General features: G+C 72.7%; 20 protein-coding genes. 7 read left to right on the forward strand and 13 right to left on the reverse strand.

Annotated features, from left to right (window positions below):
- Position 1: 1 nt before the first annotated feature.
- Positions 2-910 carry a non-homologous end-joining DNA ligase gene (gene ligD / locus ACXVGS_RS12235; RefSeq protein ID WP_458532493.1) on the forward strand — a complete coding sequence of 303 codons (909 nt, stop codon included), beginning with the start codon at positions 2-4 and terminating at the stop codon, positions 908-910.
- Here ligD and ACXVGS_RS12240 read toward each other — a convergent pair.
- From ACXVGS_RS12240 to lysS, 4 genes are all read right to left on the reverse strand, one after another.
- Positions 888-1,574: a (2Fe-2S)-binding protein gene (locus tag ACXVGS_RS12240; RefSeq protein WP_458529643.1), complete on the reverse strand. Its 687-nt coding sequence runs from the start codon at positions 1,572-1,574 to the stop codon at positions 888-890. The two genes, ligD and ACXVGS_RS12240, sit on opposite strands and share 23 nt — an antisense overlap.
- An 85-nt stretch (positions 1,575-1,659) precedes the next feature.
- Positions 1,660-1,995: a histone-like nucleoid-structuring protein Lsr2 gene (locus tag ACXVGS_RS12245; protein ID WP_458529644.1), complete on the reverse strand. Its 336-nt coding sequence runs from the start codon at positions 1,993-1,995 to the stop codon at positions 1,660-1,662.
- Positions 1,996-2,090: 95 nt separating this feature from the next.
- A complete protein-coding gene (locus ACXVGS_RS12250) occupies positions 2,091-2,273 on the reverse strand; it encodes a hypothetical protein (RefSeq protein WP_458529659.1) in 183 nt (60 codons plus the stop codon).
- A gap of 2 nt (positions 2,274-2,275) precedes the next feature.
- Positions 2,276-3,739 carry a lysine--tRNA ligase gene (lysS, locus tag ACXVGS_RS12255; protein WP_458529660.1) on the reverse strand — a complete coding sequence of 488 codons (1,464 nt, stop codon included), beginning with the start codon at positions 3,737-3,739 and terminating at the stop codon, positions 2,276-2,278.
- Between the two features lie 103 nt (positions 3,740-3,842).
- On the opposite strand from lysS, the gene ACXVGS_RS12260 reads away from it, so the two are divergent.
- The gene (locus tag ACXVGS_RS12260; RefSeq protein ID WP_458533354.1) at positions 3,843-4,619 is read left to right on the forward strand and encodes a class I SAM-dependent methyltransferase; all 777 of its coding nucleotides are present in this window, start codon (positions 3,843-3,845) and stop codon (positions 4,617-4,619) included.
- Positions 4,620-4,696: 77 nt separating this feature from the next.
- Positions 4,697-4,978, forward strand: a complete 282-nt coding sequence (locus ACXVGS_RS12265) for a hypothetical protein (protein WP_458536995.1) — start codon at positions 4,697-4,699, stop codon at positions 4,976-4,978.
- Between the two features lie 20 nt (positions 4,979-4,998).
- Here ACXVGS_RS12265 and nadC read toward each other — a convergent pair whose 3' ends face one another.
- The 5 genes from nadC to ACXVGS_RS12290 are packed head-to-tail and all read right to left on the reverse strand — an operon-like array spanning position 4,999 to position 9,806.
- Positions 4,999-5,874: a carboxylating nicotinate-nucleotide diphosphorylase gene (gene nadC, locus ACXVGS_RS12270; RefSeq protein WP_458529647.1), complete on the reverse strand. Its 876-nt coding sequence runs from the start codon at positions 5,872-5,874 to the stop codon at positions 4,999-5,001.
- The gene (locus ACXVGS_RS12275; protein ID WP_458529648.1) at positions 5,871-7,553 is read right to left on the reverse strand and encodes an L-aspartate oxidase; all 1,683 of its coding nucleotides are present in this window, start codon (positions 7,551-7,553) and stop codon (positions 5,871-5,873) included. The genes nadC and ACXVGS_RS12275 overlap by 4 nt, the downstream gene beginning before the upstream one ends.
- The gene (panD, locus tag ACXVGS_RS12280; protein ID WP_141789523.1) at positions 7,550-7,972 is read right to left on the reverse strand and encodes an aspartate 1-decarboxylase; all 423 of its coding nucleotides are present in this window, start codon (positions 7,970-7,972) and stop codon (positions 7,550-7,552) included. Before panD ends, ACXVGS_RS12275 begins: the two co-directional genes overlap by 4 nt.
- Before the next feature lie 14 nt (positions 7,973-7,986).
- Positions 7,987-8,910, reverse strand: coding sequence for a pantoate--beta-alanine ligase (gene panC / locus ACXVGS_RS12285; RefSeq protein ID WP_458529649.1), 924 nt, complete (start codon positions 8,908-8,910; stop codon positions 7,987-7,989).
- Positions 8,907-9,806, reverse strand: a complete 900-nt coding sequence (locus ACXVGS_RS12290; protein ID WP_458529650.1) for a Rossmann-like and DUF2520 domain-containing protein — start codon at positions 9,804-9,806, stop codon at positions 8,907-8,909. Before ACXVGS_RS12290 ends, panC begins: the two co-directional genes overlap by 4 nt.
- A gap of 54 nt (positions 9,807-9,860) precedes the next feature.
- On the opposite strand from ACXVGS_RS12290, the gene ACXVGS_RS12295 reads away from it, so the two are divergent.
- Positions 9,861-10,814, forward strand: a complete 954-nt coding sequence (locus tag ACXVGS_RS12295) for an SAM-dependent methyltransferase (protein ID WP_458529661.1) — start codon at positions 9,861-9,863, stop codon at positions 10,812-10,814.
- Here ACXVGS_RS12295 and ACXVGS_RS12300 read toward each other — a convergent pair.
- Entirely contained in the window at positions 10,795-12,069 is a 1,275-nt protein-coding gene (locus ACXVGS_RS12300) for a cytochrome P450 (protein ID WP_458536996.1), read from the reverse strand. The genes ACXVGS_RS12295 and ACXVGS_RS12300 overlap by 20 nt on opposite strands.
- A 31-nt stretch (positions 12,070-12,100) precedes the next feature.
- Here ACXVGS_RS12300 and ACXVGS_RS12305 point away from each other — a divergent pair, with 31 nt between their 5' ends.
- Both ACXVGS_RS12305 and ACXVGS_RS12310 read left to right on the forward strand, forming a co-directional pair.
- Positions 12,101-12,682, forward strand: coding sequence for a hypothetical protein (locus ACXVGS_RS12305; RefSeq protein ID WP_458533356.1), 582 nt, complete (start codon positions 12,101-12,103; stop codon positions 12,680-12,682).
- A 113-nt stretch (positions 12,683-12,795) separates the two neighbouring features.
- Entirely contained in the window at positions 12,796-13,968 is a 1,173-nt protein-coding gene (locus ACXVGS_RS12310) for an NADH-quinone oxidoreductase subunit D (RefSeq protein WP_458529653.1), read from the forward strand.
- A 60-nt stretch (positions 13,969-14,028) separates the two neighbouring features.
- Here ACXVGS_RS12310 and ACXVGS_RS12315 read toward each other — a convergent pair whose 3' ends face one another.
- The 3 genes from ACXVGS_RS12315 to cysS form a co-directional block, all read right to left on the reverse strand.
- The gene (locus tag ACXVGS_RS12315) at positions 14,029-14,304 is read right to left on the reverse strand and encodes a hypothetical protein (protein WP_458529654.1); all 276 of its coding nucleotides are present in this window, start codon (positions 14,302-14,304) and stop codon (positions 14,029-14,031) included.
- A gap of 369 nt (positions 14,305-14,673) precedes the next feature.
- Positions 14,674-15,675, reverse strand: coding sequence for a 23S rRNA (guanosine(2251)-2'-O)-methyltransferase RlmB (rlmB, locus tag ACXVGS_RS12320; protein WP_458529655.1), 1,002 nt, complete (start codon positions 15,673-15,675; stop codon positions 14,674-14,676).
- Positions 15,676-15,694: 19 nt separating this feature from the next.
- Entirely contained in the window at positions 15,695-17,122 is a 1,428-nt protein-coding gene (gene cysS / locus ACXVGS_RS12325) for a cysteine--tRNA ligase (protein ID WP_458529656.1), read from the reverse strand.
- Positions 17,123-17,311: 189 nt separating this feature from the next.
- Between cysS and ACXVGS_RS12330 the strand changes: the two genes are divergently transcribed.
- A complete protein-coding gene (locus tag ACXVGS_RS12330) occupies positions 17,312-18,955 on the forward strand; it encodes an alkaline phosphatase family protein (RefSeq protein WP_458536997.1) in 1,644 nt (547 codons plus the stop codon).
- Positions 18,956-18,977 lie beyond the last annotated feature (22 nt).

Raw genomic sequence — 18,977 nt, forward strand, 5'->3', positions numbered from 1 at the left:
GGTGCCGGAGAAGGAGTCCGTGGCGGTGACCGTCGACGGGCGGCGGCTGCAGGTGAGCAACCTCGACAAGGTGATGTACCCGGCGACGGAGACCACCAAGGGCGAGGTGCTCAACTACTACGCGCGCATCGCCCCCGTGCTGCTGCCGCTGCTGGCCGACCGGCCGGTCACCCGGATCCGCTGGCCGCACGGGGTGGCGGGGCCGTCCTTCTTCGAGAAGAACCTGCCCGGCGGGGCGCCCTCGTGGCTGCGCACGGTCACCGTGTCCTCGTCCGGTTCGCGTGGCGGCGGTGACACGATCCGCTACCCGGTCGTGGAGGACACCGCCGGACTGACCTACCTGGTCAACCTCGCCTCGCTGGAGCTGCATGTGCCGCAGTGGCGCTTCGACGCGGACGGCCGCCCGCTGCCCCCGGACCGCATGGTGATCGACCTCGACCCCGGCTCCCCCGCCGGGCTGCACGAGTGCGCCCGGCTCGCCCTGGACGTGCGCGAGAGGCTGGAGGCCATCGGGTTGCGGTGCGCCCCGGTCACCAGCGGCAGCAAGGGCATGCAGCTGTATGCGCGGCTGCCGGGCGAGCAGGACGCCGACACCATCCGGGAGGTCGCCCGCCAGGTCGCCCAGGACCTGACCAAGCGGCACCCCGACCGGGTGGTGTGGAAGATGACGAAGTCGCTGCGGCCCGGGAAGGTGCTGCTCGACTGGAGCCAGAACACCGCGGCCAAGACGACGATCTGCCCGTGGTCCATGCGCGGCCGCGAGACCCCGACGGTGGCGGCGCCGCGGACGTGGGCCGAGGTGGAGCGGGGCGCAGACGACCGTGACGCGCTGCGCCAGCTGGACATCGACGAGGTGCTGGCGCGGGTGGCCCGCGACGGCGACGTGTTCAGCGCCCAGCTGGCGGGCTGAGCCGCGGGCACATCGCGCAGGTGCTCGCGCCGGGCAGGGTGAAGATGAAGCAGCACGACCGCCGTCGCTGCGGCTCCGGTGGTGGCGGCGGCAGGCACGCCTCCGCGGCCCGGCGGGAGGCGATCTCCCACGTGTCCTCGACGGCACCGTGTCGCTGGCGCGAGCTCATCTTCACGCCGGGCCGGTAGCCGTCGACGAAGCGCTCCGCGTGCGCCCGGTAGCGCCGCCGGGCCAGGTCCTGCCGCTGCGCCGGGTCGGTGACCAGCAGCAGGTCGCCGGTCGCGAAGGAGGCCGCCTCGGGGTAGTGCTGGTCGGTCTGCAGGTCGAAGCGCACGTTGCCGGGGCTGGGGTCGATCACCCAGGGGCCGAGCACCGCGGCGAAGACCACCGGGTGGGCGAGGAGGTCGAGGTACCACAGGAGCACGAACGCCGCCGGCATCGCCGGTCGTGGGTCCTGGCGGTACTGCCGCGCGGTCGTCGAGGCCAGCGCCTCCCGCCAGGGGGCGGTGGGGTCCTCTCCCCGCTCCTGTCCCTCGACGACGTCGGCGCAGGACCACGGCAGGGCGCTCCCGTGCCCGGCGGGGAGGACATCCATCCAGCCCAGCCGTGACGAGACCAGCGACAGCGCGAGGTCGCGGTCGGCGTCGGTCCCGGCCTGCGTCATGCCCCCGACCCTCTCAGCCCCGTGGACGACGACGGCGCCCGACCCCGGCTGGGGTTCGGGCGCCGTCGTGCGGTGCCGGGCCGGCTCAGGCGTGGGCCTTGTCGTAGGCGGCCTGGATGTCGGCGGAGATGCGACCGCGGTCGCTCACCTTGTGGCCGTTCTTGCGCGCCCACTCGCGGATCGCGGACAGGTCGCGACCACCGCGGCCGCCGCCGCCGCGGCGCGCCGTCGAGGTGGTCTTGCGACCACCGGCCCGGCGGGCGTGACCGATCCACGACGCGAGGTCGTCGCGGAGCTTGCTGGCGTTGGCCTCGGACAGGTCGATCTCGTAGGAGACGCCGTCCAGCGCGAAGGACACGGTCTCGGCGGCCTCACCGCCGTCAATGTCATCTTCGAGGGTGACCACAACGCGTTGTGCCATGTTTTTCTCCGGAGGGGGTGGAGGAATTACTGCCATCACGGATGAGTGAAGAAATTCCGGCTCGTCAATTGACGAACGCACCCTACGTGAGATTGCTACTGAGGTAAATCCTCAGAATGCGGATTCTTTTCCGGATGTTCCTGCTGGGCTTCCCATTGGGAATGCGCGAGGCGCTCACGCCGGTCGCCCTCGATCATCGCCTTGATGACGAGGTAGAAGAGAAATGCGACGCCGGCGGTCGGCAGCAGCGCGGCAATGGCGAGCCAGAGGGAATGCATGATCACTCCGGCTTCACGGTCGGGAAGAGGATGACCTCGCGCATCGGCTTGCCGGTGAGCAGCATGACCAGGCGGTCCACGCCCATGCCGGTGCCGCCCATCGGCGGGGCGCCGTACTCCAGCGCGCGCAGGAAGTCCTCGTCGAGCTGCATGGCCTCGGGGTCGCCGCCGGCCGCGAGCAGCGACTGCTGGGTGAGGCGCTCGCGCTGGATGACCGGGTCGACCAGCTCGCTGTAGGAGGGGGCGAGCTCGATGCCGCCGATGATGAGGTCCCACGCCTCGACCAGGCCCGGCGTGGACCGGTGCCCGCGGGCCAGCGGCCGCACGGACTCGGGGTAGTCGCACACGAACGTGGGCTGGATCAGGGTGTGCTCGACGAGCTGCTCGAAGACCTCGAGGATGATCTCGCCGGTGCCCCAGCCGGGCCGCAGCTCGATGTCGCGGGCCTCGGCGAGCTTGCGCACGCGCTGGGCCGAGTCCTCGTCCTCGGCGGCGGAGACCTCCTCGCCCAGGGCGTCGGAGACGGCGTCGACGATGGGCAGCCAGCGCCACTCGCCGGCGAGGTCGACCTCGTTGCCGCGGTAGTCCACGACGGTGGTGCCGACGCCGGCCGCCTTGGCGGAGTTCAGGACCAGCTCACGGGTGAGCTCGGCGGCGGTGAACTGGTCGCCATAAGCCTGGTAGAACTCCAGCATCGTGAACTCGGGGCTGTGCGTGGAGTCAATGCCCTCGTTGCGGAAGTTCTTGCCGATTTCGAAGACCCGGTCGACACCTCCGACAACGGCCCTCTTGAGGAAGAGCTCGAGCGCGATCCGCAGCGTCATCGGAATGTCGAACGCATTCAGGTGCGTGTGGAAAGGACGGGCCGCGGCCCCACCGTGAATGAGCTGCAGCTGCGGCGTCTCGACCTCGATGAAGTCGTGGTTCTCCAGGGTGTGGCGCAGCGAGCTGATCACACGGGCGCGGGTGCGCACCATGTCGCGCGCCTCCTGGCGCACCAGCAGGTCGGCGTAGCGCTGGCGGACCCGGGACTCCTCGGAGAGCTCCTTGTGCAGGGTCGGCAGCGGGCGCAGGGCCTTGCTGACCATGGTCCAGGAGTCGGCCATGACCGACAGCTCGCCGCGCTTGCTGCAGATGACCCGGCCGTGGACGAACACGTGGTCGCCCAGGTCGACGTCGGACTTCCACGAGGCGAGGGACTCCTCGCCCACCTCGGCGAGGCTGAGCATGACCTGCAGCCGGGTGCCGTCCCCCTCCTGCAGCGTGGCGAAGCAGAGCTTGCCGGTGTTGCGCACGAAGACGACCCGGCCGGCGACGCCGACGAGGTTGTCGGTCTCCTCCCCCGCCTCGAGGTGCTGGTAGCCGGCCCGCACGTCGGCGAGGGTGTGCGTGCGGGGCACGCCCACGGCATACGGCTCCCTGCCCTCGGCGATCAGCCGCGCCCGCTTCTCCTGACGGACGCGCATCTGCTCAGGCACATCGACATCGGGCACGGCGGGGGTGGGGTTGTCGCTCACCCGGCAAGGGTACTAAGTGCGCCTGTGCCCCTTGCGAGGTAGTTTCCGCCGCATGGGTGGGAACAGCACGGAAGACGTGTTCAGCCGGCGCCGCACCTCCTTCGGGGCGATCGCTGAGGAGTATGACGCTGTGCGACCCTCGTGGCCCGAGGAGACAGTGCGCTGGATGCTCGGATCCCCTGACCCCGCAACGGAGCTCGCCGTCGTCGACCTCGGTGCCGGCACCGGCAAGGGCAGCCGGGTGCTCGCCCGGATGGGCAACCGGGTCACGGCCGTCGAGCCCGCCGAGGGGATGCTCGCGGCGTTGCGAGGATCACTGCCGGGGCTGGGGCCGGAGGTCGCCGCGCGCGTCGAGCCGCGCGACGGCAGTGCCGAGCACGTGCCCGTCGAGGACGGGTCGGCCGACGCGGTGACGGTCTTCCAGGCGTGGCACTGGTTCGACCACGAGGCAGCGTCGCAGGAGTGCGCCCGGGTGCTGCGGCCCGGCGGGTGGCTGTCCATGGCGTGGCACCGCCGTGACGAGTCGGTCGCGTGGCAGGAGGAGCTCTCCGCCCTGGTCGACCGGCACGAGAGCATCGCCGACGACCAGGACTTCCCGGCCTTCCCCGAGGCGTTCGAGCCGGTCGAGCACGAGGTCTTCGGCTGGACGATGCAGCAGAGCCCGGAGGACCTGGCCCGTCATGCCGCCACGTGGTCGTTCGTGGCGATCCGCCCCGACCGCGACGAGGTGCTCGAGCGGGTCCAGGACCTCGGCCGCCGCGTCGCCGGCGCCGACGGGATGGTCGAGCTGCCGATGCTCACCGAGTGCTACCGGCTGCGCCGCCGCTGACGCAGGGCCGGCCTCGTCCATCGGCGGGGTGCGCCCGCCTCACGCAAGGCCGATCCTCGGGCGTGGAGGTGGTCACCATGGCTGACCAGATCGACCGGGTGGGCGAGCTGCTGCACGAGGTCGCCGAGACCCACCACCGGGTCTACCGGCTCACCGACGGCGCGGACGACGACTGGGCCACGTGGTACTCCGACTGGCTGGTGCGGCTCTCGGAGCTTCCGACGCTGCTGGGCCGGGCCCCCGTGCGCAGCGAGCTGACCCAGCAGCTGGTCAGCCTCGACGAGGAGTTCACGGACGCGGTCACCGACCTGCCCTGGGAGCGGTACTACGCCGAGCGCCTCGTCACGCACTTCGGCTGAGCGGCCCCAGCGGCTGGGCGTCAGCCCTCGACGAGGTCCAGCGCGATGTCGACGATCGGTGAGGAGTGCGTCAGCCCGCCGACCGAGAGGTAGTCCACGCCGGTCAGCGCGTAGGTCCGCGCCACGTCGAGGGTCAGCCCGCCGGTCGCCTCGATCTCGACATCCTCACCCGTGGCCCGCACGGTCTCGACGGTGGCCTGGAGCAGCTCGGGGGTCATGTTGTCGAGCAGCAGGAAGCGCGCCCCGGCCTGCACGGACTCCAGCGCCTCCTCCAGCGTCGTGGCCTCCACCTGGATGGGCACCGTCGGGTATGCCGTGTGGACCGCCGCGATCGCGGCCGTCAGCGAGCCGGCGGCCAGCTTGTGGTTGTCCTTGATCATGGCCACGTCGTAGAGCCCCATGCGCTTGTTGGTGCCCCCGCCGCAGCGGACGGCGTACTTCTCCAGCGCGCGCAGCAGCGGCGTCGTCTTGCGGGTGTCGAGCACGGTCGCGCCGGTGCCCTCGAGCTCGAGCGCCCACAGCCGGGTGTGGGTGGCCACGCCCGAGAGCCGGGACAGCAGGTTGAGCAGGGTCCGCTCGCCGACGAGGATCGCGCGGGTGGAGCCGCGCAGCACGGCGATGACCTCACCCCGGCGCAGCATGTCGCCGTCCTCGTGGACCAGCTCGACGTCGACCTCCGGCAGCCCCAGCCGCTCGGAGACGGCACGGAAGACGAGCGACACCAGCGGCGCACCGGCGAGGACACCGTCGGCCCGGGCCACGACGTGGGCGGTGGAGCGCTGGCCGGCGGGGATCGTCGCGGTGCTGGTGACGTCGACGCCGGGGAAACCCCCGAGGTCCTCCTCCAGCGCCCCGTCGACGATGCTCTGGGCGGCCTTCTCGGGGAATCCGGTCATGCGAGGTCCTGGGGGTCGACGGGGTGGATGGAGGTGGAGACGGAGCCGTCCGGCTCCCGCCACGCGTGGATGTGCGCGCGCCAGTGCTCGTCGCGCCGGGGGAAGTCGGAGCGGACGTGCCCGCCCCGGGTCTCCTCCCGCATCGCCGCGACGTGGGTGAGCAGCTGGCCGACGTGCAGCAGGTTGGAGGTCTCCCACGAGAGCGGGCCGGGAGCGGCCTGCTCGCCGTCCTCGGCGACCACGGCCAGCGTCTTGGCGGTCTGGGCCAGGCCGTCGCCGGAGCGCACCGCCCCCGAGCCGAGGGTCATCGCGCGCTGGATGTCGGTGCGGCGCGCCGCGGGCACCAGCGCGGCCGGTCCGGACGGCGGCTCGGGCGTGGTGGCGGACAGCTCGCCGCGGGCCAGCCTGCCGGAGACGTCGTCGGCGATGCGGCTCGCGAAGACCAGGCCCTCGAGCAGTGAGTTGGATGCGAGGCGGTTGGCGCCGTGGACGCCGGTGCAGGACACCTCGCCGCAGGCGTAGAGCCCGGCCAGCGAGGTCCGGCCGTGCAGGTCGGTGCGCACGCCGCCGCTGGCGTAGTGCTGGGCCGGCGCCACCGGCAGCAGGTCGGTGACCGGGTCGAAGCCGAGCTCGCGGCAGCGCGCCACGATCGAGGGGAACCGCGCCTCGAGGAACTCGCGGCCGAGGTGCCGGGCGTCGAGGTAGACGTGGTCGGTGCCGGTCAGGGCCATCCGGTCGACGATGGCGCGGGCCACGACGTCACGGGGGGCCAGGTCGGCCATCTCGTGCACGCCCTGCATGAACCGCACGCCGTCCTCGTCGACGAGGAACGCCCCCTCGCCACGCACCGCCTCGGAGATCAGCGGCTGCTGGCCGCTGGAGCCCTCGCCCAGCCAGAGCACGGTCGGGTGGAACTGCACGAACTCCAGGTCGGCGATCACGGCGCCGGCGCGCAGGGCGGCAGCCACGCCGTCGCCGGTGGCCACGGACGGGTTCGTCGTGGCCGACCACACCTGGCCGATACCTCCGGTGGCCAGCACCACCGCGCGGGCGTGCGCGGCACCGACACCGTCGACCTCGCCCTCGCCGATGACGTGCAGGGTCACGCCGCAGACCCGGGAGTCCTTGTCCTGCAACAGGTCCACGACCAGGGCGTGCTCGATGACCTGGATGCCGGGGTCGTCGATGACCGCGTGCAGCGCGGCGATGAGCGCCCGCGAGATCTCCTTGCCGGTGGCGTCTCCGCCGGCGTGGGCGATCCGGTCACGGTGGTGGCCGCCCTCACGGGTCAGCGAGATCTCCCCGTTGGCGTCACGGTCGAACTCCGCGCCGAGCGCGACGAGCTCCCGCACGCGGGCCGGGCCCTCGTTGACGAGGGTGCGCACGGCCTCGACGTCACAGACCTCCACCCCGGCGACGAGGGTGTCGCGCAGGTGCTCCTCCGGGGAGTCCTTCTCGTCCAGGGCCGCGGCGATGCCGCCCTGCGCCCACAGCGTGGACCCCTCGGACAGCACCGTCTTGGTGACGAGCAGGACCCGGTCCACCCGCTGCCGCAGCCGGAGCGCGGCGGTGAGGCCCGCGATACCGGAGCCCACGACGATGACGTCCGCGGACACGGTCCAGCCGGCCTCGGGGGCGACCAGCCGCGACGGTATGCCGCGCGGCAGGGTCGCGCTCACATGGCACCCCTGGCGAGCCCGGAGCTCTCCAGGCCGAAGCCCTCGGGCACCTGGCCCGGGTCGCCGCTGACGTCGACGATCCGGTTGTCGTGGTCGACGAAGACGACCTTGGGCACGAAGCTGCGCGCCTCGGCGTCGTCCATGCCGGCGTAGGCGATGAGGATGACGATGTCGCCGGGCTGGATCAGGTGGGCGGCGGCACCGTTGATGCAGATGGTGCCCGAGCCGGCCTCGCCCTCGATGACGTAGGTGGTCAGCCGGTTGCCGTTGGTGACGTCGACGATGTCGACGCGCTCACCCGGCAGCAGCCCGGCCGCCTCGAGCAGGAGCCGGTCGACGGTCACCGAGCCGACGTAGTTGAGGTCCGCCTGGGTCACCGTGGCCCGGTGGATCTTGGCGTAGAGCATGAAGCGCTGCACGTTGTCGTCCTTGGCTACTCGACGGGGGCTTCGTGGCGACCGGCGTGCTCGGAGAACACCTGCAGGGCCCCGCCTCCGGGGCCGACGCGGACCGGCATGTTGTCGATGAGACGGGTGGTGCCGACTCGTCCGGCGACGGCGAGCAGGGCCTCCCCGCGGTACCACTCGGGCACGTCCTCGAGCGTGGTCGGGTGGACCAGCACGAGGTAGTCGATGAGGGCCAGCGGCTCCTTGACCAGCACGGAGCGGGCCGCCCGCCGGATCGCCGAGGGGCCCTCGGCGGCGGCGTCCGCGCCGGCCTTGAGCGCCTGCGACAGGCACAGGGCGACCTCGCGGTCCGAGGCGGTGAGGTAGGTGTTGCGGCTGGACATGGCCAGACCATCCTCCTCCCGCACGGTGGGCACCGACACCACGTCGACCGGGAAGTCCAGGTCGCGCACCATCCGGCGGATCAGCAGCAGCTGCTGGGCGTCCTTCTGGCCGAAGTAGGCGCTGCTGGCGCCGGTGAGGTGCAGCAGCTTGCCCACGACGGTGAGGACGCCGTCGAAGTGGCCGGGCCGCGCCTGGCCCTCGAGCACGGCGCCGAGCGGGCCGGCCGAGATGCGCACGCCCGGGTCGCCGTCGGGGTAGACGACGTCCGGCGTGGGGGCGAAGACGATGTCGACGCCCTCACGGGTGCAGATCTCCATGTCGTCGTCGAACGTGCGCGGGTAGCGCGAGAGGTCCTCGCGCGGGCCGAACTGCAGCGGGTTGAGGAAGATCGTGACGATGACGTGCTCGGCGCGGGCGCGGGCCTGCTTGATCAGCTGGGCGTGCCCGTGGTGCAGCGCCCCCATCGTCATGACCACGGCCACGTCGCCGGCGGTGAGCGCGGCGCGGGCCTCGGCCAGCTCGTCGCGGGTGCGTGCGACGACGGGCGTGGCGGTCTCGGTGGTCAAGGGAGCTCCTTCGGGACGGCAAGGATGTCGAGCAGCGGCTCGGCCGCGGACGCCGTCAGCCGCCCGCTCGCCAGGGCTCGCTCGGCTGTGGCGCGCGCGAGGGCGAGGTAGGTCGCGCGGACGTCAGGGGTCTCGTCGGCCAGCTGTCGCAGGTGCGCAGCAACGGTACCGGCATCGCCGCGGGCCACCGGACCGGTGAGAGCGGCGTCACCCAGGCGCAGCGCGTTGTCGAGCGCGGCGTTGAGCAGCGGGGCGATGACCCGGTGCGGGTGCTCCACGCCGGCCGAGGCGAGCACCTGCATCGCCTGCGCGACGAGGGTGACCAGGTGGTTGGCCCCGTGCGCCAGGCCCGCGTGGTAGCGCTCGCGCTGCTCCTCGGCGATCCACACCGGCTCGGCGCCCATCTCCACGACGAGGGCCTCGGCCACCGGGCGCAGCACCTCCGGCGCGGTGATCCCGAAGCAGCAGTCGGTCAGGCGGGTCAGGTCCATCGGCGTGCCCGTGAACGTCATCGCCGGGTGCAGCGCCAGCCCGATGATGTGGTGACCGGCGGCGGGCTCGAAGACCTTGACGCCGTGGCGGCCCGAGGTGTGCACGACGATCTGCCCCGCCTGCCACGAGTGCGTCGCCGTGAGCCCGGCGATGAGGTCGATCAGGGCGTCGTCGGGGACGGTGAGCAGCAGCAGCTCGGCCCGCGCCACCACCTCCTCGACGGGCAGCAGCGGTATGCCGGGCAGCAGCGCTGCGGCGCGCGCCCGGGAGGCGTCGCTCACGGCGGAGGCGGCCACGACCTTGTGCCCGGCCCGCGCCAGGGCCGCCCCCAGGACGGCACCGACCCGGCCGGCGCCGACGACGCCGACCTCCAGGCGTGCGGGACGCTCCTCGGGGGTGCTCACGCACGGAACGCTAGCGCGGTCGCGGGGGGCCGTAGCGTGCTGCCCGTGACATCGATGCCCTGGCAGCAGGCGTGGCAGGCCGCGCTCTACGGCCCCGGCGGCCTCTACCGGCAGCCCGCAGGACCGGCCGGGCACTTCGCGACGTCGGCCCAGGGAGCCCCCGGTCTGGGCCCCGTCCTGGCGGGAGCCCTGGTCCGCTGGATGCATGCGGAGGGCCTGACGACGTTCGTGGACGTGGGCTGCGGCCGGGGCGAGCTGCTCGCGCACGTGCACGCGCTCGACCCGGCCGTGCGCTGCCTCGGGATTGACGTCGTGCCGCGCCCGGAGGGCCTGCCGGGGCCGGTGGAGTGGCTGGAGTCGCCGGGCGGCCCCGACCTGCCCACGACCCTGGGCGGCGTGGCGGACGCGCTGGTCGTGGCCAACGAGTGGCTCGACGTGGTGCCGTGCCCGGTCGCCGAGGTCGACGACGCCAGGGTGCCGAGGGTGGTGCTCGTCGACCCCGCCGACGGCTCGGAGCGCCTCGGCCCGGCACTGGACGGCCCGGATCTTCGCTGGTGCCAACGGTTCTGGCCGACCGCAGAGGCCTCTCCCGGTGACCGCGTGGAGGTCGGCCGGCCCCGCGACGAGGCGTGGGCGGCCCTGCTGGGACGGTTGGTGTCAGGCGTCGCCGTGGCGGTGGACTACGGCCACGTGCGCGGCGACCGGCCCGCCGCGGGGACCCTGACCGGGTTCCGCGCCGGGCACCACGTCGTGCCGGTGCCCGACGGGTCGTGCGACATCACCGCCCACGTCGCGATGGACTCCCTGCCCCACGACGAGCTGCTGGACCAGCGGAGCGCGTTGCGCCGCCTGGGCGTCGACGGGTCGGTCCGCCCGGGCTACGAGCTAGCGCGAGCCGACCCCACGGCATACCTGCGGGCGCTCGGCGAGGCGTCCGCCGCCGCCGCGCTGACCGCGCGGGGCGGGCTCGGTGACTTCCTGTGGGCGGTCACGCGGGTGCGACGGTGAGGTGCTCGTAGCCGCGCAGCACGAACGTGGGCCGGCGGGCGGAGTCGACCACCTGCAGCCGGCCGAAGCGGCGCAGCAGCGCCCGGGTGCTGACCTGCAGCTCGAGCCGGGCAAGCGGGGCGCCGAGGCAGAAGTGGATCCCGGCACCGAAGGCCAGGTGCGGGTTGGGGTCCCGGTCGGCCCGGAACCGGTCGGGCTCGGCGAAGACGGCCGGGTCCCGGTTGGCCGCCCCCAGGAGCGCGGCGACCTTGTCCCCCGTGCCGATCCGGACGCCGGCCACCTCTACGTCCTTCGTGGCGGTGCGCTCGAACAGCTGCAGCGGCGAGTCGTGGCGCAGCATCTCCTCGACCAGGGCGGTGACCGCCGCGTCGTCCCCGAGGCGGCCCATCACGGCGGTGAGCTCGTCGGGAGCGGCCAGCAGCGAGGCCAGGCCGTTGCCGAAGCCGTTGACGCTGGCCTCGTGACCGGCGTTGAGCAGCAGCACAGCGGTGGCGACTAGCTCGTGGGGTGAGAGCCGGTCCGAGCCGTCGCGGGCCGCGACGAGGTCGCTGAGCAGGTCGGTGCCAGGGTGGCGGGCCCGGTCGTCGGCCAGGTCCTGCACGTAGGCGGCGAACTCGGCCGCGGCCCGCTGTGCGGCCAGCTCGGCCTCGGGCGAGCGCTCGACCTCGTACATCTTCACGATGGCCTGCGACCACGGGCGCAGCAGGTGCCGGTCGGCCTCGGGGAAGCCGAGCAGCTCGGCGATGACGAGCACCGGCAACGGCTCGGCGTACGCGGCCAGGACGTCCACCTGCCCGTCCCGGGCGAGCGCCTCCTCGGCGTCGTCGAGCAGGCCTGCGGCCAGCGGCTCGATCCGCGGGCCGAGCCGCTGCACGTGGCCGCGGCCGAACGCCGAGGCGACCAGCCGGCGCAGGCGGGTCTGCTTGGGCGGCTCGGAGTCGAGGATGGAGTCCGCGTGCAGCCAGTTGAAGGTGTCCCAGTCCTGCTCGGGCCGCCTCGGCACGAAGATCCGACCCAGCCGCCGGTCGCGCAGCACGGCGTCGCACGCGGCCCGGCTGGTGGCCAGCACCAGGCCCAGCCCCTCGTGGTGGACGACCGGGGCGACCTCGCGCAGCCGGACGAAGTGCGGGTAGGGGTCGGCCACGACCGAGGGGTCGGCCAGGTCGAGCACGGTTTCGGCGGACACGGTCATGCGCCGATGGTCCATCAGCCCCCGGGTGGACACCAGCGCGGGGTCGGGAAGGATGTCCGGCACTCCCCCACCTTCCGCGAGAGGACCCCTGCGCATGCCCACCCCCCGGACCAGCCGGCCGTCCACCCTCACGACCCGGACCCTGCCCCTCGCCGTCGCGGCAGTGCTGACCCTCGGCCTGTCGGCCTGTGGCGGCAGCACCCCGGCAGCGCAGCAGCCCACTGACGCCGTCACGCCGGCCGCCGCCCCCTCGGCGGTGGACCCGGCAGGCTCGGACGCGACCACCGACAGCGGCAACGGCAGCGACGTCGTCGGGCGCAAGTTCGACCTCGGCACCATCGACAAGGTCGAGGACCGCGACGGCGTGCCGGTCGCGGTGCTCGACCGGTTCACCGCCAATGGCGTGTCGGACACCGACATCGCCGAGCACGGGCTGGCGATCAAGCCGTTCACGACCCCGCCGTTCGAGAACCTGGGCCGCACCCTGTTCCGCATCCCCGTCTCGCCGGACGCAACGTTCGTCTACCACCACTGCGTCGCGCCGGACCAGCCAGTGCAGAGCCAGTCCTCGGACCTGCACCAGATGTCCTCGCTCGGCGAGCCCGAGGACATCGTGGTCGTCACCCTCGACGAGGAGGGCGTGATGACCCACGCCGAGAACGAGCCGGGCTGCTGAGCCCTCGCTGACGACACCGACGCGCGCCGGGGGCGCGGAGGTGACCACGCGCCCTGGTGCCGGCCGGCACCAGGGCGCGTCGCGCGATGCGGGTGGGCTGGCAGACTGACGCCATGAGCACCCCCGCGAGCCCGCGCGAGCTCACCGTCGGCATGGGCGCCGGTGGCCTGGCCACCGCCGACATGGTGCTCAACATCGGCCCGCAGCACCCGGCCACGCACGGCGTGCTGCGGCTGCGCCTCGTCGTCGACGGCGAGCGGATCGTCAGCGCCGAGCCGGTCATCGGCTACATGCACCGCGGCGCCGAGAAGCTGTTCGAGGTGCGCGACTACCGGCAGATCATCGTGCTGGCCAACCGGCACGACTGGCTCTCGGCGTTCGGCAACGAGCTCGGGGTGGTGCTCGCGGCGGAGTCGATGCTCGGCATGGAGGTGCCCGAGCGCGCCACCTGGGCCCGCACCCTGCTGGCCGAGCTGAACCGCGTGCTCAACCACCTGATGTTCCTCGGGTCCTACCCGCTGGAGCTGGGCGCGATCACGCCGATCTTCTACTCCTTCCGCGAGCGGGAGGAGCTGCAGGCCGTGATGGAGGAGGCCTCCGGCGGCCGGATGCACTACATGTTCAACCGGGTCGGCGGCCTCAAGGAGGACCTGCCGGCGGGGTGGCTGGGGCGCGTCGCCTCGGCGATCGCGGCAGTGCGGCGGCGGCTGCCCGACCTCGAGAGCATGCTGGTCGGCAACGAGATCGTCCATGCGCGCGCCCGTGGAGTGGGGGTGCTGTCGCCGGAAACCATTGATGCGTATGGCGTCTCGGGCCCGATCGCGCGGGCGTCCGGCGTCGACATGGACCTCCGGCGGGATGAGCCCTACCTCGCCTACGCCTCGATCTTCGCCCCCGGTGGTCCCGGTCGGGTGGTCACGCGCACCGAGGGCGACTGCCTCGCGCGCCTGGAGGTGCTGCTCGAGCAGGTCCACGTCAGCCTCGACATCGCCGAGCACTGCCTCGACGTGCTGGGGTCGCTGCCGCAGGGGCCGGTCAACCAGCGGCTCCCCAAGGTGCTGCGGGTGCCGGAGGGCCACACCTACGTGCACACCGAGAACCCGTTGGGGTTCAACGGCTACTACCTCGTCTCGCGCGGGGACAAGACGCCGTGGCGGCTCAAGCTGAGGTCTGCGTCGTTCAACAACGTGTCGGTGCTCGGCGAGGTGCTGCCGGGCAACCTCATCGCCGACATGGTCGCCATCCTCGGCTCGATGTTCTTCGTCGTCGGCGACGTCGACAAGTAGCCGGACGTCCCGCGGCCTCGCCGTCGTGCGGTTCTGCCGATTCCTGCCGCCGAGAGGGCGTCAGTGGACCTGTTGCCAGACGACGAACCGGCCCTCCACCCGGCTGACGAACCAGACGCCCTGGCTCGCGCTCTGGCTGGGCAGCAGGTCGGTCCGGGTCGTCATCACCACGAAGGTGCGTGCGGCCATGGCAGCTCCGCACTCGGCGGCCGCCTGCTCACCGCGGGGGCCGGCGTCCGGCCCGGGCACGACGCGGTCCCGGCGCAGCGTCGCAGGGTCGAAGGCAGGGTCCCTCTCGTTGTAGCGGACCACCGCGGCAAAGGCCGCCTCGGCCATGGAGGGCCTCAGTGGCTCGGGGCGCACCGGGCAGGCGACTCCCGGCAGTGACTGCCGGGCAGCAGCTGCGGACGGCGTGGTCGTGGTCACCGCCCCGGGGCGCAGGGGAGCAGACGACGGTGTTGATGCCGGTGCCGATGCCCCCGGGAGGGGACCCACCGACGGGCTGGCGCAGCCGACCACCACGGCGAGCGCCACGACGAGAAGGACGCGTTGGCGTGCGGTGCTCCCCCGGTGACGGCTCACACGGAGATCGTTCAACCCGTGAGCAGGGACCGCATCCCCCGACAGGGACGCTTCTCGGGTTTGAGGGGCCTTCAAACCCGAGAAACGTCCCTGTCGGCGAGATGGTGGTGTGACCGGCGGCGCCTACTTCTTCGTGGCGCGCTGGCGGGCGATCTCGTAGAGCGTGACGCCCGTGGCGATGCCGGCGTTGAGCGACTCGACCGCAGAGGACATCGGGATCGAGACGATCTGGTCGCAGGTCTCGGACACCAGGCGGGACAGGCCCTTGCCCTCGGAGCCGACCACGACGACCAGCGGTTCGGTCGCCAGCTCCAGCGAGGGCAGCTCGACGTCACCGTCCATGTCGAGGCCGAGGACGAAGTAGCCGGCCTTGCGGTAGTCCTCCAGCGTCCGGGTCAGGTTGCTGGCCAGCGCCACCGGGACGCGGGCCGCGGCGCCGGCGGAGGTCTTCCACGCGCTGGCGGTCATGCCGACGGACCGGCGCTCGGGCACGATCACGCCGTGGCCGCCGAACGCCGCCACGGAGCGGATGATCGCGCCGAGGTTGCGGGGGTCGGTGATCCCGTCGAGCGCGACGACCAGCGGGATGCCGGGCGTCTGCGGGTCGACCAGGTCGGTGGGGTGGGCGTACTCGTACGGCGGCACCTGCAGCGCCAGGCCCTGGTGCACCGCGCCGTCGGTGAGCCGGTCGAGCTCGCCGCGCGGGGTCTCCAGCACCGGGATGCCCCGGGCGGTGGCGATCTTCATCGCCTCGCGGACCCGGTCGTCGGAGTCGATCCGGCCGGCGACGTACATCGTCGTGACCGGGACTTCGGCGCGCAGGGCCTCCACGACCGAGTTGCGGCCGGCGACGACCTCGCTGGACGTGCGGGACCGACGGCCGGAGCCGGCGCCACCGCGGGAGGCGCCGCCACGGCTCGCGCCGGAGCGCTGACCACCGGCGCTGCTGCCGTCGCGCTTGGCGACGGCGCGTGCCCGGCGGGCGGCGACGTGCTTGGTGCGGTCCTCGGCCTTGGGCGTGGGGCCCTTGCCCTCGAGGCCCTTGCGGCGCTGGCCGCCGCTGCCGACGGTGGCGCCCTTCTTGGACTTGCGGATCGCGCCTCGGCGCTGGGAGTTACCGGCCATGGGTGTTCAGTCTCGTCTCTCAGACGTCGGTGTGTCGGGCGAGCGACCAGCGCGCACCGGACGGGGTGTCCTCGACGGAGATGCCCGCCGCGGTGAGCTGGTCGCGAATCGCGTCAGCGGTGGCGAAGTCCCGCGCGGCCCGGGCCGACTCGCGGGCGGCCAGGCGGTCGCTGACCAGGGCGTCGAGCGCGGTCATCGCGTCGGCCGCCCCGCTGCCGGAGCCGCCGTTCCAGCGGGGGTCGAGCGGGTTGACGCCGAGCACGTCGGTCATGGCGACGACGGCCGCCGCCGCCTCCAGCGCCGCCGCGTGGTCGCCGTCGTCGAGGGCGGTGTTGCCGGCCCGGACCGTCTCGTGGACCACCGCGAGCGCGCCGGAGACGTTGAGGTCGTCGTCCATCGCCTCGACGAACGCCGCGGGCAGCTCGACCGTCGGCAGGGTCGCGGAGCCGTTGGTCGCCCGGCGCAGGAAGCCCTCGATCCGGTCGACCGCCGCCTCGGCCTCGCGCAGCGAGCCCTCGTGGTACTCGATCGTGGAGCGGTAGTGCGCCGCGCCGAGGTAGTAGCGCAGCGCAAGGGGGCGGGTGATCTTGGTGATCTCGCTGACCAGCAGGGAGTTGCCGAGCGACTTGCTCATCTTCTCCCCGCCGACGGTCACCCACGCGTTGTGGAGCCAGTAGTTGGCGAAGCCGAGCCCGGCCGCGCGCGACTGCGCCTGCTCGTTCTCGTGGTGCGGGAAGCGCAGGTCGACGCCGCCGCCGTGGATGTCGAAGGTGTCGCCGAGGTACTTGCGGACCATGGCCGAGCACTCCAGGTGCCAGCCCGGGCGCCCCTGCCCGTATGCCGTGGGCCAGCTCGCCGTCTCCGGCTCGCCGGCCTTGTGACCCTTCCACAGGGCGAAGTCGCGGGGGTCCCGCTTGCCGCGGGGGTCGGCGTCGGCCGCCGCCTCCATGTCCTCGATCTTCTGGTGGGTCAGCTCGCCGTAGGCCGACCAGCTGCGCACGTCGAAGTAGACGTCGCCGCTGCCGTCAGGCGCGGCGTAGGCGTGGCCCTTGTCGACCAGGGTCTGCATGAGGTCGAGCATCTCGGTGATGTGCCCGGTGGCCCGCGGCTCGTAGGTCGCCGGCAGCACTCCGAGGGACTCCAGCGCCTCGCTGGTGGCCCGCTCGTTCTGGTAGCTCCAGGCCCACCATGGCACGCCGGCCTCTGCCGACTTGTTCAGGATCTTGTCGTCGATGTCGGTGACGTTGCGCACCAGCGTGACGTCGAGGCCGTGGCCGATGGTCAGCCAGCGGCGCAGGACGTCGAACGCCACCGCGAAGCGCACGTGCCCGATGTGCGGGGCGCCCTGGGTGGTCAGGCCACAGATGTAGACGCCGGCCTTGCCCTCGGTCACGGGGACGAAGTCGCGCAGCTCGCGCGTGGCGGTGTCGTACAAACGGAGGCTCACCCGGCAAGGCTACCGAGCGTGGTGCGACTTGCCCGAATCGTGCACGCCGCGCCGACCTGCCGGTATCTCGCGCCATCCGTTCGCGCGCCCGTCACCTTCGCGTCGCCACACCGTCAAGTGGCGGGGACAGGGTGCCGGGTGGACCCTGCCCGGGTGGGCCGGGGCACCTGAGCACTCGAGGAGACACTCGTGGGACGAAAGACGTTCACCGCGGCGGCCGGAGCAGCCGCCGCCCTGCTGGCCGTCGCCGCCTGGCCGGCCAGCGCGGGGGCCGCCACCCCCGCCCACCACAGCGGGGTCGGGACCGGCCCTGTCGGGGGCTACAAGCACCTCGTGGTCATCTACGAGGAGAACCACTCCTTCGACAACCTCTACGGCGGCTGGGGCTCGGTGGCCGGGCAGCGGGTCGACGGCCTGCAGGCCGCACCGCGCGCGAAGGCGACCCAGGTCGCCCAGGACGGCACGGCATACCGCTGCCTGCTGCAGGACGACGTCAACCTGGCCAGCCCGCCGCAGCCCTCGACGTGCAGCGACAGCGCGCACGGGGTCTCCGCGAGCGCGTTCACCAACTCCCCCTTCCGCATCGACGACTACATCAAGCCGGAGGACAAGACCTGTCCGCCGGAGACGGTCTACGCGCCCAACGGCGTGCTCAAGGACTCCCCCGGCGCCGAGCCCGGCGGCTGCACCCGCGACCTCGTGCACCGCTTCTACCAGGAGCAGTACCAGCTCGATGGCGGCCGGCAGGACCGCTACGTGACCGGCTCGGACGCGGTCGGCCTGACCATGGGCCACTACGACACCAGGGACCTGCCGATCTACCGCTACCTGCACAGCCAGGGCGCCCCGAACTACGTCCTCGCGGACCGGTTCTTCCAGGGCGCGTTCGGCGGCTCGTTCCTCAACCACCAGTACCTCATCGCGGCGCGGGCGCCCGAGGACACCAGCGCCGGGGCGCTCGGCGCGAAGAACACGGTGCTGGACAGCAACGGGATGCCGACGAGCTACCCGCTGTACAAGGCCGACGGCACCGTCGTCGACGGCCAGCTGACCAAGAAGTGCGCCGACCCGGCGGTGACCGCGGACTACGCGACGGCGTGCGGCAACCTCGCGGTCAACACGGTGCAGCCGTCGAGCAAGCCCTTCGGCGGCGGAGCGAAGATCCCGCTCATCGACGACGCGAAGTACCCCAACATCGGTGACCGCCTCAGCGCCAAGGGCATCAGCTGGAACTGGTACTCCGGCGGCTGGGACGACGCCGAGGCCGGCCATCCCGGCCCGCTCTTCCAGTACCACCACCAGCCGTTCAACTACTACAAGGACTACGCCCCGGGCACGCCCGGCCGCGCCCACCTGCAGGACGAGACGAAGTTCGTCGCCGCGGCGAAGAACCGCACGCTGCCCACGGTCAGCTTCGTCAAGCCCTACGGCGCCGAGAACGAGCACCCCGGCTATGCCAGCGAGCCCAACGGCTCGGACCACCTGGTCGACCTGCTCAAGACCGTCACGAGCGGCCCGCAGGCCAAGGACACCCTGGTCGTGGTGACGTACGACGAGTTCGGCGGCCAGTGGGACCACGTGGCCCCGCCCGGCCAGGGCTCGAGCACCGTCGGCGCCCACGACGCGTGGGGTCCCGGCACCCGTATCCCGGCTCTGGTCCTCTCCGCGCGGATGACCCGCTCCGGCGTTGACCACACCGTCTACGACACCACCTCGATCCTCGCCACGATCGAGCGCAGCCTGGGCGTCGCCCCGGTCGCGACGCGTGACGCCCAGGTCAACGACCTGCGCCACGCCGTCGTCCTCGGTGGGGGCCTCGGCCGCGGCCACTGACGCCGGTCACTCACGGCGCCCC

Source organism: Oryzihumus sp. (assembly GCF_054325275.1).